This window comes from Alkalimonas sp., assembly GCF_020831925.1.
Taxonomy (GTDB): Bacteria; Pseudomonadota; Gammaproteobacteria; order Enterobacterales; family Alteromonadaceae; genus Alkalimonas.
Genome location: NZ_JAFIFQ010000025.1, coordinates 16,362 through 31,289, shown reverse-complemented (window position 1 = coordinate 31,289; position 14,928 = coordinate 16,362). Strand labels below are relative to the sequence as shown.

General features: G+C 50.3%; 16 protein-coding genes. All 16 read left to right on the top strand.

Translation table 11 applies throughout. The features are described 5' to 3' along the window. Positions 1-18 precede the first annotated feature (18 nt). The 16 genes from JJU14_RS09510 to hisS all read left to right on the top strand — a co-directional run bounded on the left by JJU14_RS09510 (position 19) and on the right by hisS (position 14,923). Positions 19-1,233: an IscS subfamily cysteine desulfurase gene (locus JJU14_RS09510; protein WP_091337914.1), complete on the top strand. Its 1,215-nt coding sequence runs from the start codon at positions 19-21 to the stop codon at positions 1,231-1,233. 30 nt (positions 1,234-1,263) lie between these two features. Continuing rightward, on the top strand, positions 1,264-1,653 hold the full coding sequence (iscU, locus tag JJU14_RS09505) for a Fe-S cluster assembly scaffold IscU (protein WP_091337911.1): 390 nt from the start codon (positions 1,264-1,266) through the stop codon (positions 1,651-1,653). Between the two features lie 2 nt (positions 1,654-1,655). Further along, the gene (gene iscA, locus JJU14_RS09500; protein WP_091337908.1) at positions 1,656-1,979 is read left to right on the top strand and encodes an iron-sulfur cluster assembly protein IscA; all 324 of its coding nucleotides are present in this window, start codon (positions 1,656-1,658) and stop codon (positions 1,977-1,979) included. A gap of 11 nt (positions 1,980-1,990) precedes the next feature. Beyond that, entirely contained in the window at positions 1,991-2,512 is a 522-nt protein-coding gene (gene hscB / locus JJU14_RS09495; protein WP_228612916.1) for a co-chaperone HscB, read from the top strand. An 11-nt stretch (positions 2,513-2,523) separates the two neighbouring features. Further along, entirely contained in the window at positions 2,524-4,383 is a 1,860-nt protein-coding gene (gene hscA / locus JJU14_RS09490; protein ID WP_228612914.1) for a Fe-S protein assembly chaperone HscA, read from the top strand. Positions 4,384-4,385: 2 nt separating this feature from the next. Continuing rightward, positions 4,386-4,724 (top strand): ISC system 2Fe-2S type ferredoxin, encoded by a 339-nt coding sequence (gene fdx / locus JJU14_RS09485; RefSeq protein WP_228612912.1) that lies wholly within the window; start codon positions 4,386-4,388, stop codon positions 4,722-4,724. A 154-nt stretch (positions 4,725-4,878) separates the two neighbouring features. Then, entirely contained in the window at positions 4,879-6,000 is a 1,122-nt protein-coding gene (locus JJU14_RS09480; RefSeq protein WP_228612910.1) for a porin, read from the top strand. 10 nt (positions 6,001-6,010) lie between these two features. Then, positions 6,011-6,433, top strand: coding sequence for a phosphate ABC transporter substrate-binding protein (locus tag JJU14_RS09475; protein WP_228612908.1), 423 nt, complete (start codon positions 6,011-6,013; stop codon positions 6,431-6,433). An 18-nt stretch (positions 6,434-6,451) separates the two neighbouring features. Beyond that, positions 6,452-7,537, top strand: coding sequence for an OprO/OprP family phosphate-selective porin (locus JJU14_RS09470; RefSeq protein ID WP_228612906.1), 1,086 nt, complete (start codon positions 6,452-6,454; stop codon positions 7,535-7,537). A 9-nt stretch (positions 7,538-7,546) separates the two neighbouring features. Then, entirely contained in the window at positions 7,547-7,960 is a 414-nt protein-coding gene (locus JJU14_RS09465) for a phosphate ABC transporter substrate-binding protein (protein ID WP_228612904.1), read from the top strand. A gap of 147 nt (positions 7,961-8,107) precedes the next feature. Beyond that, entirely contained in the window at positions 8,108-8,539 is a 432-nt protein-coding gene (gene ndk / locus JJU14_RS09460) for a nucleoside-diphosphate kinase (protein WP_228612902.1), read from the top strand. A gap of 93 nt (positions 8,540-8,632) precedes the next feature. Continuing rightward, positions 8,633-9,760 (top strand): bifunctional tRNA (adenosine(37)-C2)-methyltransferase TrmG/ribosomal RNA large subunit methyltransferase RlmN, encoded by a 1,128-nt coding sequence (locus JJU14_RS09455; protein WP_091337887.1) that lies wholly within the window; start codon positions 8,633-8,635, stop codon positions 9,758-9,760. Between the two features lie 23 nt (positions 9,761-9,783). Next, complete coding sequence (gene pilW, locus JJU14_RS09450; protein ID WP_228612899.1) at positions 9,784-11,553, top strand: type IV pilus biogenesis/stability protein PilW; 1,770 nt, start codon at positions 9,784-9,786, stop codon at positions 11,551-11,553. Next, positions 11,543-12,439, top strand: a complete 897-nt coding sequence (locus JJU14_RS09445; protein WP_228612897.1) for a RodZ domain-containing protein — start codon at positions 11,543-11,545, stop codon at positions 12,437-12,439. The genes pilW and JJU14_RS09445 overlap by 11 nt, the downstream gene beginning before the upstream one ends. A gap of 3 nt (positions 12,440-12,442) precedes the next feature. Continuing rightward, positions 12,443-13,558: a flavodoxin-dependent (E)-4-hydroxy-3-methylbut-2-enyl-diphosphate synthase gene (gene ispG, locus JJU14_RS09440; RefSeq protein WP_228612895.1), complete on the top strand. Its 1,116-nt coding sequence runs from the start codon at positions 12,443-12,445 to the stop codon at positions 13,556-13,558. A gap of 81 nt (positions 13,559-13,639) precedes the next feature. After that, entirely contained in the window at positions 13,640-14,923 is a 1,284-nt protein-coding gene (gene hisS, locus JJU14_RS09435) for a histidine--tRNA ligase (RefSeq protein WP_228612893.1), read from the top strand. Positions 14,924-14,928 lie beyond the last annotated feature (5 nt).

The window sequence follows — 14,928 nt, the reverse complement described above, 5'->3', positions numbered from 1 at the left end:
GCCTAACTGGAGCCCAAGATGAAGTTACCTATTTATTTGGATTATGCGGCAACAACCCCGGTTGATCAGCGGGTAGCTGAAAAAATGATGCAGTACCTGACCTTTGATGGCCAGTACGGCAACCCGGCATCGCGTTCACACCGTTTTGGTTGGCAAGCTGAAGAGGCTGTTGAACTGGCTCGCAGTCAGGTGGCAGAGTTGGTCAATGCCGATCCGCGTGAAATCGTTTGGACTTCAGGCGCCACTGAATCCAACAACCTGGCCATTAAAGGGGTTGCTGGCTTCTACCATAAAAAAGGCAAGCATTTAATTACCCTGAAAACCGAGCACAAAGCAGTGCTGGACACCATGCGTGCACTGGAGCGGGAAGGGTACGAAGTGACCTACCTGGATGTCGCGGCCAATGGTTTAATTGATCTTGAGGTACTAAAAGCAGCCATCCGGCCAGACACCGTTTTGATCAGTGTGATGTTCGTCAACAATGAAATTGGTGTGATTCAGGACATCCCTGCTATCGGTGAGCTGTGCCGGGAAAAGGGCATCGTGTTTCATGTCGATGCTGCCCAGGCTGCGGGTAAAGTCGATATCGATCTGCAACAGTTGAAAGTGGATCTGATGTCGTTTTCAGCCCATAAAATTTATGGTCCCAAAGGGGTTGGCGCCTTGTACGTTCGGCGTAAACCACGCATCAGGCTGGAAGCACAAACGCATGGTGGTGGCCATGAGCGGGGCATGCGCTCCGGTACTTTGGCAACGCACCAACTGGTGGGTATGGGCGAAGCCTTCCGTATTGCTAAAGAGGAAATGGCAGCAGAGCGCCAGCGCTTTGAAACTCTGCGCCAACGGCTGTGGGATGGCGTAAAGGATATTGAGCAGGTGTTTTTAAACGGTGATGAAGCACAGCGGGTGCCGGGTATCACCAACATCAGCTTTAACTATGTGGAAGGCGAGTCACTGATCATGGCACTGAAAGACATTGCCGTTTCTTCGGGTTCTGCCTGTACTTCGGCCAGCCTGGAGCCTTCCTATGTGCTGCGAGCGCTTGGGTTGAGCGATGAACTGGCACATAGCTCGATTCGTTTTAGTATTGGTCGTTACACCACCGAAGCAGACATCGATCATACTGTGAAAATTGTCAACGAGGCCATCACCCGGTTGCGCGAAATGTCGCCGTTATGGGATATGTACAAAGATGGCATCGACTTAAATTCAGTAGAGTGGGTTGCTCACTAAACGAAGTAACTGACTCAGGAGGTTAAAGCAATGGCTTACAGCAATAAAGTAATCGATCACTACGAAAACCCGCGCAATGTCGGCTCCTTTGCCAAAGACGATCCAACCATTGCGACTGGCATGGTAGGTGCGCCGGCTTGTGGTGATGTGATGCGTTTGCAACTGAAAGTGAATGAGCAGGGTGTCATTGAAGATGCCCGCTTTAAAACCTATGGCTGTGGCAGTGCTATTGCCTCTAGTTCGCTGGTTACCGAGTGGGTGAAAGGCAAGACGTTGGATGAAGCGCAAAAAATTACCAACACCGAAATTGCCCAGGAGCTGGCTTTGCCGCCGGTAAAAATTCACTGCTCCATTTTGGCTGAAGATGCCATCAAAGCAGCCATTGCGGATTACAAGCAAAAGCAAGGTGCTCAGGGGTAAGCATGGCCATCACAATGACGGATGCAGCGGCGGACAGGGTTCGCCATTTCCTCAGCAATCGTGGTAAAGGCATCGGGCTGCGGGTTGGTGTGAAAACTACAGGTTGCTCCGGCCTTGCTTATGTACTTGAGTTTGTTGATGAGCTGAACCCGGACGATGAGGTATTCGATCAGCAAGGCATTAAGTTGATAGTGGATGGTAAGAGCCTGGTCTACATTGACGGCACTCAGCTGGATTTTACCCGAGAAGGGTTAAACGAAGGTTTCAAGTTTAACAACCCCAATGTCAATGGTGAGTGTGGTTGCGGCGAAAGTTTCACGGTGTAGGAACCAGGCCCTTGAATTATTTTGAGTTGTTTCAACTGCCACAAAGGATGGAGCTGGATGCAGCCCTGCTGAGCCAGCACTATTTACAGCTGCAACGCCGGTTTCACCCGGATAACTTTGCCAACGCCAGCGAGCGCGACCGGCGCCAATCGGTGCAGCAGGCGGCCTTGATCAACGATGCCTTCCAAACACTCAAGCATCCTCTGCGCCGCGCTGAGTACCTGTTGCAATGCCGTGGCATTGATCTTAAGCACGAACAACAAAGCTTTCAGGACCCGGTTTTTTTAATGCAGCAAATGGAACTGCGTGAGCAACTGGCCGAGATTGCTACTGCTCCCGAGCAAACCCAGGTGCTGCAACAGCAGTTGGAGCAGGAGCTGCAGCAAGGCCAGCAGCAACTGCACAATGAGCTGAGCCAGGCGCTGGAACAGCAATCAGAAACCGGTAATCAACAAGCCGCATCTCTTCTTCGTAAACTTAAATTCTTTGATAAACTGCAGCAAGAGCTTGAGTTTATTGAACAGCAACGATAAGACAATTACCCATGGCATTACTACAAATCGCTGAGCCGGGTCAAAGCTCGGCGCCGCATCAACACAAACTGGCAGCTGGCATTGATCTGGGCACTACCAATTCTCTGGTTGCTACGGTACGCAGTGGCGAAGCGCAAATTCTGCTGGGCAGTGATGACCAGCCAATGGTGTCATCAGCCGTGCGTTTTGTTAGCGCTGACCAGACCGACATCGGCCAGTCCGCCCTGGATGCAGCGGTATTTGACGCTGAGAATACCATTTTATCGGTCAAGCGCTTTATGGGCCGAGGCTTTGCTGAAATCGCCAACCAGGCGGAGCAGTTGCCTTACCAACTGGTAGACCAATCCGGCCTGTTGGCCTTGCAAACACGGCAGGGCGTAAAAAACCCGGTTGAAGTGTCGGCAGAAATTCTCAAACGTCTGCATGACATCGCAACTGAACATTTGGCCGGCGAGCTGGCCGGTGTCGTTATTACCGTGCCCGCCTATTTTGATGATGCCCAGCGGCAGGCCACCAAAGATGCCGCCCGGCTTGCAGGCCTTAATGTCTTGCGATTGCTGAATGAACCAACCGCTGCAGCCCTGGCCTATGGTCTGGACTCCGGCCAGGAAGGGGTGGTGGCTGTTTATGATTTAGGCGGTGGCACCTTTGATATTTCCATCCTGCGTCTGCAAAAAGGCGTGTTCGAGGTATTGGCCACCGGCGGTAACTCAGCGCTCGGTGGGGATGATTTTGATCAGGCCATTGTTGGTTGGTTACTTGAACAAACCGGTGAAACAGAGCGTTCGGCTCAAAGCTTGCGCGAGTACAAATTATTGGCGCGACGTTTAAAAGAACAGCTTAGCAAGGCTGAACAGGCCGATTTTGTATTGCCACTTGGTGATGATGAATTTCGCGGCAGCTTCGATCGCGCGACCTTTGAAAACTTAATTCAGCCATTGGTGCGCAAAACTCTGCTGGCCTGTAAGTCTGCGGTACGCGATGCTGGCCTTCAGCTGGATGAGGTTTTGTCGGTCGTGATGGTGGGAGGTTCCACCCGGGTACCGCTGGTGCGTCAGCAAGTGGCTGAGCTATTTGGTCAAGAGCCATTGACGACCATTGATCCAGACCAGGTGGTGGCACTTGGTGCAGCCATTCAAGCCAATGTATTGGTTGGCAACAAAAGCGAGCAGGATACGCTGCTGCTGGATGTGATCCCCTTGTCTTTGGGGCTTGAAACCATGGGTGGCCTGGTGGAAAAAATTATTCCGCGCAATACCGTGATCCCGGTGGCCAAAGCTCAGGAGTTTACCACCTTCAAAGACGGCCAGACCGCAATGGCGATTCATGTGTTGCAGGGAGAACGTGAGCTGGTGGCTGATAATCGCTCGCTGGCCCGCTTTGAGCTGCATGGCATTCCACCTATGCCAGCCGGAGGAGCCCATATCCGGGTCACTTTCCAGGTCGATGCCGATGGCCTCTTGCATGTCACGGCGCAGGAAAAAAGCAGCGGTGTGGTGGCCAGTATTGAAGTCAAGCCATCTTATGGACTGACCGATGAGCAGATTATGAGCATGATCACAGGTTCGATGCAGCACGCCAAAGCCGATATGCAAAAGCGCATGCTGCTGGAACAGCAGGTGGAAGCCGGCCGGGTACTCGAGGCGGTACATGCAGCCCTAGCTAGCGATGGCCACCTGCTGGAGATGGAAGAACGCAAGCGTATTGAGCTGCACCTAGCCGAGTTGCAGCAACAGCGTCAGGGGCAGGATGGCGAGGCCATTAAGCTGGCCATTGAGCGTGTGAATAACAGCACCGATCAGTTTGCAGCCCTGAGAATGGATCAATCAATTCGAAACGCCCTGAAAGGGCACAAGGTGGATGAGGTTTAACCATGCCAAAAATTATTTTTCTGCCGCATGCAGAACTGTGCCCACAAGGTGCCGAGCTTGAAGCGGCCAAAGGCGATACCATTTTAGATGTAGCGTTGCGTAACGGTATTTCGATTGAGCATGCCTGTGAAAAGTCCTGTGCCTGCACCACCTGTCATGTGGTGGTACGGGAAGGTTTTTACAGCTTAAATGAAAGCGATGAGCTGGAAGATGACATGCTGGATAAAGCCTGGGGCCTTGAGCCTGAATCCCGCTTGGGGTGTCAGGCGCATATCGCTGATGAGGACTTAGTCATCGAAATTCCCAAGTACACCATCAATATGGTGAGTGAAAATCATTAAATTTTTTGTTCTGCCTTGATCTAAGTTCCCCATTTTAGAGCCAGATAAGGGCCAGAAAGTTGTTTTTTCTGGCTTTTACTGGCTTTTTTACATCTCTGAACTAGGCTGAAAAAAGTTCCCAGATTCTTCCATTATTTTTTTCGGAGAGATGTTGATGAAGAAATCTATCTTGGCGATCAGCCTGATGAGTGTTCTCTGCAGTGGTGTTGCTAGTGCAAATCTGCACATCAATGGTTTTGCTTCAATCAAGGGGGGCATGAGTACAGGCAGTGATAAATCACTCTATGGTTATACCAATGAATGGGATTTTAAGAACGAAAGTTTATTTGCTATTCAGGTTCGCTCAGATTTAGGTGATCGCTTGTCAGTAACCGCTCAGCTGATGGGGCGGGGCAGCAATGATTTTGATGCACGCTTCGAGTGGGCGTTTCTCTCCTATGAACTTACCGACAATATGACATTTAATGCAGGGCGGCTTCGCACTCCTTTTTACATCTACTCTGAATTTATGGATGTCGGTTATGCCTATGAATGGAGTCGGGTACCTCGAAGTGTTTATGGTCTTGGCTTTGACAATATAGAAGGAGTTTCGCTGTATCGGACGGATCAGCTAGGTCAATTTGACTCGACTCTGCAGCTGGTTTATGGATCTTTTGATGGTGAGGCAGGCTTTGGACCTACTCAGTTGCAGAATCTGGCTGGCTTGAGCTGGCAGCTCGGACAAGACTGGTACAGTTTTAGGGCAGCATATTTTTCCGCCAAAGTGACCATCGACACACTGGCTTTGAATCCGTTACTGGACGGGTTGGCAGGAGCTGGACTTGGTGCACTGGTTCGGGAAATGAATTTTGACGATGACAAAGGGACTTTTTTTGGCTTGGGGCTGACAGTTGATCGAGAGAACCTGATTGCAGTAGCGGAATACAATAAAGTGGATGTATCCGGCTCTTTATTTGCCAAGCGAACCAATTATTTTGTATCAGTAGGCTATCGCATCAACGAGTATACGCCATTTATCTCTTATGAAAGCGTAGATCGTAAAGCAAAAAGTGATATCTACCAGCCTTTTTTACCAGTATTGCCCTCTCCAGGTTTAAGAGAACTGGTGGTAGGCACCATTGAAAGTCAGGCAGCGAAAACCAACACAGTGAATCTGGGGCTGCGTTATGACTTTCATCCCTCGGCTGCGTTTAAGGCGCAATACAGCTCGGAAAAAAACAAAATCTCTGATCAGCGCAATGATGCGTTGGTTGTTGGCGTCGATATCGTGTTCTAAGGAGCGCGCCATGAATGTTCGATCTATCACTATTTTATTGAGCAGTGTGCTGCTGAGTGCCGGGTTAGTGGCTGAGCCGCTTGCTGTCATTGTGCATCCTACCAATGTGGCTGAGCTAAGCGCAGAAGATGTGTCCCGTTTGTACCTTGGGCGAGGCCGCACTTTCTCCGATGGCAACTCCGCGATCCCAATCAATCTGGCCGAAGGGATGCCAGGTCGGGAGCGTTTTGATGAGCGGGCACTCAACAGAAGCTCGGCTCAGCTAAAGGCTTACTGGTCCAAATTGGTGTTTACTGGCAAAGGCACACCACCTCAGGAGGTGGATTCCTTCGATGAGATGCTGAAGTTGGTCGCTACCAACCCTAGCATTGTCGGTTATGTGCCAGCGGCTGCCGTGGATGAACGGGTTCGGGTTGTGTTGCAACTTGATTAGGTGGAGCAGGAGAACATGATGAAGAAAACCTTGATAGCAACGGCGACGGGTTTGCTGCTGATGCAGCCATTGGCCCATGCCAATATAGATATCTCAGGCTATGCATCCGTTATTGGCGGTCGGGTGCTCAGTGGCAGTGGGGTTGAAGCTTTTGATTTACCACCAACTTTTTTGGCTAATTATCCATTGGTTGGTGTCTATGAAAAGGATTGGACTTTCAAACCGGATACTCGATTTGGTTTGCAGTTTAGGGCAAATCTGATGGATGGTTTGTCTGCCACGGCTCAAGTGGTCGCAAGAGGAGCAGATGACTTTGATGCCCGCTTTGAATGGGCCTATTTGTCCTACGATTTAAATGAGAACTGGACGCTACAGGCGGGCAAAAAGCGTTTACCATTGTATTACTACTCAGACTTTTTTGATGTGGGCTATGCCTATTTATGGATCCGGCCACCGGCAGATAATTACACTTGGCAAATCTTTAATTACACCGGTATCAATGCTCAGTTTAACTACTTTGTTGGTGACTGGGATATTAGCGGTAATATTTATACCGGCCGCGAGGATGATCAGGAAAATAAACTGTTGTCACAGTTTTTCGGGTCCAATCCAATTCGTGAGATTTGGAAAGATATCATAGGGGGGGTGATCAATCTGAATAAAGACTGGCTGGATATTCGCCTTACCTACATGACCTACATAAACGAGCGTTATCGCACAGTCGGTGGTGTGGTTGAGCGGGTGACCTGGGGGGACTCTCTGACCCGACGGGGCAAATTTGCCGGCATTTCAGTCAATATGGATTTTGGTGACTGGTTGTTGTTATCAGAGTTGAACCGCTTGGATCTTGATGGCGGTAAGTTTGATACCTATATGGTCTCTGCCGGTTATCGAATCCAGGCTTTTACGCCTTATGTATCCTATGCTGACTTTGATAGTGAGAATGAAAAGCACAGTACAACCAGCCTTGGTTTGCGTTGGGATTTTCATTCGAATGCCGCTTTTAAGATTCAATACGACGACGTTAAGGATAAAGGTGTACCCGGTTGGGAAGTGGCTGGTGACAGTAAATCGATTTCCTTCGGTGTTGACCTGGTCTTTTAAGGAGGTGCTATGAGTTATGTAAAAGCCATGCTTGCTGCGTTGCTACTGCTAAGTGGTTCGTTAGTTGCTGAAATTGCGATCATTGTGCATCCAGGTAACAATGCCAGTGTCGATCAGTCAGAACTGAATCGGTTGTTTTTAGGAAGAGGAAATAGCTTTAGCGACGGCAGTCGGGCAACCCCTTTGAACCTGGCAGAAGGTGTGCCTGCCCGCGAGCATTTCGATACCCAGGTGCTGAATCGCAGCTCGGCACAGTTAAAAGCGTATTGGTCCAGATTGGTGTTTACCGGGAAAGGTACTCCTCCGGCCGAGCACCCTAATGCAGCAGCGATGAAAGCAGCTGTTGCGGCAGATCCGTCAGCTATAGGGTATATTTCGGCAAGCGATGTCGATGATAGTATCAAGGTAGTGGCCACTTTCTGACGAAGCCATAGCCTAGTAGAAAAGCTTCCATGATCGGAAGCTTTTTTTTACCTGAAAAAGTTTGCTGCAGAAAATAGGTTTTTTTGCCTGGATCACGTATAATTTCGCGCCTATAAAATTTAACCCAATCATTCAAGGAGTCCTTTCATGGCTTTAGAACGTACTTTTTCTATTGTTAAGCCGGATGCTGTTGCCAAAAACCTGATCGGTGCCATCTACCAGCGCTTTGAAGCGGCAGGTCTGCGTATTGTGGCGTCAAAAATGCTACACTTGAGCAAAGAGCAGGCCGAGGGCTTCTATGCTGAGCACAAAGAGCGTCCTTTCTTTGGCGCCTTAGTTGCTTTCATGACCTCAGGTCCTGTCATGGTGCAGGTGCTGGAAGGTGAAGATGCAGTACGTAAAAACCGTGAAATCATGGGTGCAACCAACCCGAAAGATGCTCTGGCAGGTACTTTACGTGCTGATTATGCCGATAGCATTGATGAAAATGCGGTGCATGGTTCAGATGCCGTTGAGTCTGCAGCCCGTGAAATCGCTTACTTCTTCACCGATGCGGAAATTTGCCCACGTACCCGTTAATCGCCAACAGCGGTATTGATTCAAGGGGGCATAGCCCCCTTGTTGCGTCTTTGGTGCGGCTACCACGGCAATGATGAGACAGGAACAGATAGCATGACAACATCCATCGCAAAAACAAATTTGCTGAATCTAACGCGAGAGCAAATGAAGTCGTTTTTTGCTGATCTCGGTGAGAAACCATTTCGAGCCGATCAGGTGATGAAATGGATCTATCATTACTGTGTTGATGATTTTGACAAAATGACCAACGTCAATAAAGTGCTGCGGGAAAAACTCAAGCAGTGTTCCGAGATCCGTGCTCCTGAAGTGGCGAGCCGCCAGGATAGCAAAGATGGCACTATTAAGTTTGTCATGCGCCTGGATGGTGGCCAGGAAGTTGAAACCGTTTGGATCCCGGAAAAAGATCGTCGTACTCTGTGTGTGTCATCGCAAGTTGGTTGTGCCTTAGACTGTTCATTTTGCTCGACAGCCCAACAAGGCTTTAATCGCAATCTGACGGTAGCTGAAATTATTGGTCAGGTCTGGCGGGTGGGTCAGCTGATTGGTAGTTATGGTGATACTGGGGAAAAGCCGGTCACCAATGTGGTGATGATGGGCATGGGTGAACCCTTGTTGAACATGAATAATGTGATTCCGGCGATGGAACTGATGATGGAAGACTATGGTTTTGGTCTGTCCAAGCGCCGTGTCACTTTAAGTACGTCTGGGGTAGTGCCGGCACTTGACGCCATGTTGGGTAAGATCGATGTAGCATTAGCTATTTCCTTACATGCACCAAATAACGAGCTGCGTAATGAGCTGGTGCCTGTGAATAAAAAATATCCCATGGAGGACTTTCTGGCATCATCCCGTCGTTATGTTGAGTGGTCAAAGGCCAATGATAAAGTGACGGTGGAATACGTTATGCTGGAAGGTATTAACGACAGTATGGAGCAAGCTCATGAGCTGGCGCATGCACTGCGCGATACACCAGCTAAGATCAATCTGATTCCGTTTAATCCTTATCCAGGCTCTCCTTATGCCCGCTCAAGCAACTCGCGCATTGATCGTTTTAATAAAGTCTTGCAACAACATGGCTTTACCGTCATGGTACGTAAGACACGTGGTGATGACATTGATGCCGCCTGCGGTCAGCTTGTCGGGGATGTGGTCGATAGAACCAAACGTTTATTAAAAAAACAAATGAAAGGTCAGGCAATTTCAGTCAGAATGACATCCTAAGGGTGGGAGCCAGGGCAAAAGTTATGCAAAAACTGTCGGTTAGCTTGGTTGTGATGAGTGCATTGGTATTGTCAGCCTGCGTGTCTGAAAGTACTTATGTGGGCTCTGAACGACCAGTACAGCAGCGGCAGGTGGATAACACGGAAGCTGCCCGAACACGGATGTCACTGGGGCTGAACTATCTGCAGCGTGGTGAAAATGCTCAGGCAATTTTCAATCTGGAGCGTGCCAGGGCATTGGCACCTCAGCTACCCGAGGTTTACAATGCGCTGGCTTATTACTATCAGAGCGTGAATGAGCCAGAGCAAGCGGAAGCGGCTTACAGGCAAGCATTGGCCCGTGATGCCGATAATCCCGATACCTACAATAATTATGGTGCTTTCCTTTGTCAGCAAGGCAAATACCATGAGGCTGAAGTTTTGCTGCTAAATGCGATTCGGCGACCAGGCTATATGCGGGTGTCGGAAAGTTACGAGAACCTGGCTTTATGTCAGTTGCAACAAAATAACTTTAGCCGTGCACAGCATTATTTGGAGTCTGCTGTGCTGCACAGCGGCAACCGCATTAGCAGTCTGTTAAATCTGGCTGGCCTTGATTATGCCATGGGCAATCATCAACGAGCTCGCCAACATCTCACCCGTATCCAGCGTCTGGGCCATGTCTCCGCCAGTACTTCTTTACTGAGTTACCTGATTGCCGATAAAGAGCTGGATAGCGAAACGCAACGAAATTCCCAAGAGCTGTTATTGCAGGTTTATCCGGATAGCGAAGCCGCCCGCCTGATGCGTCAGGGCCGGTTGCAGGATAGCGAGTACGAGCAACTGCGCGAGCGCTATAAACAGTATTTAATTTCCAATTTGGAGCTGCCTACACCAGCAGCACAGCCTGTAGCCGAGGTAGAGCAACCCCAAATCCGTATCGTGCGCCGCTCAGAGCCTCGCGCTGAGCCTGAAGTTGCACGCCAATCTCAGTCGCTGACTCGCTCCAGGCCAAATGTTGTTCCCACAGTATCCGAGCCAACTCCTGAGCCAGTGGTTGAAGCAACGGAAGCTGTTGCCGAAGCCAGCCCCATTGCCGACGTATCATTAAATCAGGTAGTGCTGGCGGCACCTTCCTGGGTCATGCCTGAACCAAAGTCGGAGTCTGCGGATCCTGCAACAACTGCGTTTGAACTGGAGCGTCTTGCTCTGCCTGAACTTGCTCTTGATATCACCCAGGTTGTTGAGCCAAGCTGGCAGGCTGAGTCGCAACGTACTCAAATGACAGAGCATGGAGTGACAGAAAATATAGCCGAACCCATGATGGAAACTGAACTCTCAGCCCTGGCATCGGTCCATACCCCGGGTATTGAGCAAGAGGTTACTGAGCCGTTTGAATCCGGAACACTATCTGAAGATAGCTCATTTGCAACCGCAGCTGTTGAGTTCGATGAAGTGGCCTCCCATATCGTCCAGCAAGGTGAGTCACTCTTTGCCATTTCGATGCGTTACAACATTCGCCTAGAGCGACTGCAGCAATGGAATCAATTATCGCCTGGCGCAACGATTAGGGCTGGTCAGCGCTTATGGTTAGCTGAGCCGCCTGAACAATCGCAGGTTCAGGCCGTGGTTGCTGTGGATCGACCGGATATTCATGTGGTGGCTGAGGGTGACACGCTGTTTAATATTTCTATGCGCTACAATGTTCGTCTTGCCCGTCTGCTGTACTGGAACAATCTGACCGAGCGCAGCAGAGTGTACATAGGGCAACGTATTTACCTGAAAGACCCGGCTGATGTATCCCATGACGACTGATAAAACGCCAACAGAAACAACAAATCAAAGTGCAGGCGAGCTATTAAAGGCTGCCCGTGAGCACAAGCAATGGTCGCAAAAAGAAGTCGCTAGCCAGCTAAACTTACGCCTATCCCTGATTGAGAACATGGAGACCGATCAGTACGAAGAAAGTGTACTGCCGACCTTTATTCGCGGTTATCTGCGCTCTTACGCCCGCTTGCTGAAGATTTCCGAACGACAGGTCTTGGCTGCCTACGAGCGCCACCATGGTAATCAGGCCATAGAACCCCGTGCGATGCATAGCTTTTCCAACCGTACGGAAAAAGAGGCGACCGAGAGCCGCTTTATGCTGTTAACCTACCTGGTTGGGGCCGTTCTGCTTGGCTTGTTGTTACTTTGGTGGTGGCAAACGCATTGGTTGACCGGTGAAACCCCTGCTGCAGAGAGCGAAAATGCTGGTGCACCGCACGAAATAGTGAATTCAGTTGAACCAGAGCCGCTGACTATGCTCGCAGCAGACAGCCAATCCGATCCAGAGTTGCATACTGTGCTACCCGAGTTACCCACTTCACTCGTAGAGCAAACCGGGCCGACCATTTTTGAGAATGAATCAACCCAGTCCAGTGTCGCTTTACTGGCAGACGCGCCCATTGCCTCAAGCCAGCAGTTGAGTATGCGCTTTGCCGATGATTGCTGGATTGATGTGGTGGATGCTGATGGCTCCAGAGTTGCCTTCGGTACCAAGCGCGCTGGTTATCAGCTGCAGGTGCAAGGCCGGGCCCCTTTTACTGTGACCCTGGGCAACCCTTCGGTGGTTGAGATTGAACTGGATGCAGAACCGGTCGATATGTCTGGTTTCCGCTCTGGTCGGGTCGCTAAATTTTCCGTTCCGTTACAAGACTAAGCTATGTTTGCTGATAACCCCATTAAACGACGTAAGAGCACCCAGATTATGGTCGGCACTGTGCCGGTTGGTGGCGATGCCCCGATCAGTGTGCAATCCATGACCAATACCAAAACGACCGATGTCGATGCGACTGTTGCTCAAATTAAGGCCATCGCTGCTGCCGGTGCTGATATGGTTCGGGTGTCGGTACCTACTATGGATGCGGCTGAAGCCTTTCGGCTGATCAAGCAGCAATCGCCAGTGCCACTGATTGCCGATATCCATTTTGATTACCGAATCGCCCTTAAAGTAGCTGAATACGGTGTGGATTGCTTGCGGATAAACCCCGGCAATATTGGCAGGGAAGATCGAATCCGTTCTGTGGTCGATTGTGCCCGTGATTATCAGATCCCTATCCGCATTGGCGTCAATGGCGGATCACTGGAGGCCGATATTCAGCAAAAATATGGGGAGCCAACCGCAGAAGCCTTGGTTGAGTCAGCCATGCGTCATGTGGATATCCTCGACCGGCTTAATTTCGAACAGTTTAAAGTCAGTGTCAAAGCGTCGGACGTATTCCTGGCGGTGGGGGCTTATCGTTTACTGGCGAAGCAGATTAAGCAACCCTTGCATCTGGGCATCACCGAAGCTGGCGGTGCCCGTGCCGGCGCCGTGAAGTCGGCGATTGGTTTGGGCATGCTGTTGGCTGAAGGTATTGGCGATACGCTGCGGGTATCATTAGCGGCGGATCCGGTTGAAGAAGTGAAAGTTGGCTTCGATATCTTAAAATCGCTGCGTATCCGCTCGCGTGGTATAAATTTCATCGCCTGTCCAAGCTGTTCGCGCCAAGAGTTTGATGTGATCAAAACCATGAATTCTCTGGAGCAGCGTTTAGAAGACGTAGTTGAGCCGCTTACTGTCTCGGTCATCGGTTGCGTGGTGAACGGTCCTGGTGAAGCCCTGGTCTCTGATCTGGCTGTAGCAGGTGCCAACCGGATGAGTGGTTTTTACATCAATGGTGAGCGGCAAAAGTTGCGGCTGGATAATAACCAGATCGCTGAACAGCTGGAACAGCAGGTGCGTGATTATCTGAAACGCAAACAGCAACAGATTGCCGTTACCCAGCTGGATCAGTAAGAAAGCTACGGGAAAGCTTGGTGTTTGCCACTGAAGCTCCTATAATCCCGTCTATTTTTTAGCAAAGCCGAGTAGAATAAGGTGTCAAAACAAGTACAGGCCATTCGTGGCATGAATGATTGTCTGCCTAAGGACAGTGGGCTCTGGCAATATGTCGAGCAACAACTGCGGCAAACGGTAGCAAGCTACGGCTACCAGGAAATACGCTTTCCGATCGTCGAAATGACGGAGCTGTTCAAGCGCTCGATTGGCGAAGTGACCGACATTGTCGAAAAGGAAATGTACACCTTTAGCGATCGCAATGGCGATAGCCTGACCCTTAGACCGGAAGGAACAGCCTGCTGTGTTCGAGCGGGCAATGAGCATGGCTTGCTTTATAATCAGGAGCAGCGTCTGTGGTACATGGGGCCCATGTTCCGGCATGAGCGTCCGCAAAAAGGCCGCTATCGTCAGTTTCATCAGTTTGGTTTGGAAGCTTTTGGTATCGCCAGCAGCGATATTGATGCTGAAGTGATTCGCCTGAGCGCCCATTTATGGCAGCAACTTGGTTTAAGTCGCCATGTGCGGCTGGAGCTAAATACCTTAGGTAGCCCGGAAGCACGCCAGCAGTATCGGGCGGCTTTGGTGGCCTATTTATCGGATCATCATGAGCTGTTGGATGAAGACAGCAAGCGGCGGTTGCATAGCAACCCTCTGCGTATTTTAGACAGTAAAAACCCGGCCCTGGCTGACGTGTTAAGCAAGGCACCCAGGTTGGCGGATTATCTGGATACCGAGTCTGCCGAGCACTTTGCTGAGCTGCAACAGCGCCTTACGGCAGCAGGTATTGAGTTTGTGGTCAACCCTCGTCTGGTACGGGGGCTGGATTATTACAACAAAACTGTGTTTGAATGGGTCACCGAGAGTTTAGGGGCTCAGGGTACGGTTTGTGCCGGTGGTCGTTACGATGGTCTGGTGGAACAGTTGGGTGGTAAGCCTTGTCCTGCAGTGGGCTTTGCACTTGGTATGGAACGGTTAATTCTGTTGCTGCAAACACTGGAGTTAGCACCAGCAGAGCAGGCTCAGGCCGACTGGTATTTGATGGCCTCCGGCCTGGATGCGGAACTTGCATTGATTCCGGTTGCCGAACAGCTACGCCAGGCTTTTCCGCAGCAGCGGCTGATGCAGCATTGCGGCGGTGGCGCCATGAAAAAACAATTTAAAAAAGCCGATAAATCCGGCGCCGAGCTGGCTTTAGTGCTGGGCAGTGATGAGCTGGCATCGGATAGCATCACCATTAAGTGGCTGCGAAAAGATCAGCCGCAGCAACGTATTGCGCTGACCGGCCTGGTCAGTTTTTTGCAAAACGAATTAGCGAAAGAATAACGGAG

What these genes read in the sequence shown, in the direction of transcription:
- JJU14_RS09510 (WP_091337914.1), top strand. Translation starts at nt 19, where the DNA reads ATGAAGTTACCTATTTATTTGGATTATGCGGCAACAACCCCGGTTGAT.
- iscU (WP_091337911.1), top strand. Translation starts at nt 1,264, where the DNA reads ATGGCTTACAGCAATAAAGTAATCGATCACTACGAAAACCCGCGCAAT.
- iscA (WP_091337908.1), top strand. Translation starts at nt 1,656, where the DNA reads ATGGCCATCACAATGACGGATGCAGCGGCGGACAGGGTTCGCCATTTC.
- hscA (WP_228612914.1), top strand. Translation starts at nt 2,524, where the DNA reads ATGGCATTACTACAAATCGCTGAGCCGGGTCAAAGCTCGGCGCCGCAT.
- fdx (WP_228612912.1), top strand. Translation starts at nt 4,386, where the DNA reads ATGCCAAAAATTATTTTTCTGCCGCATGCAGAACTGTGCCCACAAGGT.
- JJU14_RS09480 (WP_228612910.1), top strand. Translation starts at nt 4,879, where the DNA reads ATGAAGAAATCTATCTTGGCGATCAGCCTGATGAGTGTTCTCTGCAGT.
- JJU14_RS09475 (WP_228612908.1), top strand. Translation starts at nt 6,011, where the DNA reads ATGAATGTTCGATCTATCACTATTTTATTGAGCAGTGTGCTGCTGAGT.
- JJU14_RS09470 (WP_228612906.1), top strand. Translation starts at nt 6,452, where the DNA reads ATGAAGAAAACCTTGATAGCAACGGCGACGGGTTTGCTGCTGATGCAG.
- JJU14_RS09465 (WP_228612904.1), top strand. Translation starts at nt 7,547, where the DNA reads ATGAGTTATGTAAAAGCCATGCTTGCTGCGTTGCTACTGCTAAGTGGT.
- ndk (WP_228612902.1), top strand. Translation starts at nt 8,108, where the DNA reads ATGGCTTTAGAACGTACTTTTTCTATTGTTAAGCCGGATGCTGTTGCC.
- JJU14_RS09455 (WP_091337887.1), top strand. Translation starts at nt 8,633, where the DNA reads ATGACAACATCCATCGCAAAAACAAATTTGCTGAATCTAACGCGAGAG.
- pilW (WP_228612899.1), top strand. Translation starts at nt 9,784, where the DNA reads ATGCAAAAACTGTCGGTTAGCTTGGTTGTGATGAGTGCATTGGTATTG.
- JJU14_RS09445 (WP_228612897.1), top strand. Translation starts at nt 11,543, where the DNA reads ATGACGACTGATAAAACGCCAACAGAAACAACAAATCAAAGTGCAGGC.
- ispG (WP_228612895.1), top strand. Translation starts at nt 12,443, where the DNA reads ATGTTTGCTGATAACCCCATTAAACGACGTAAGAGCACCCAGATTATG.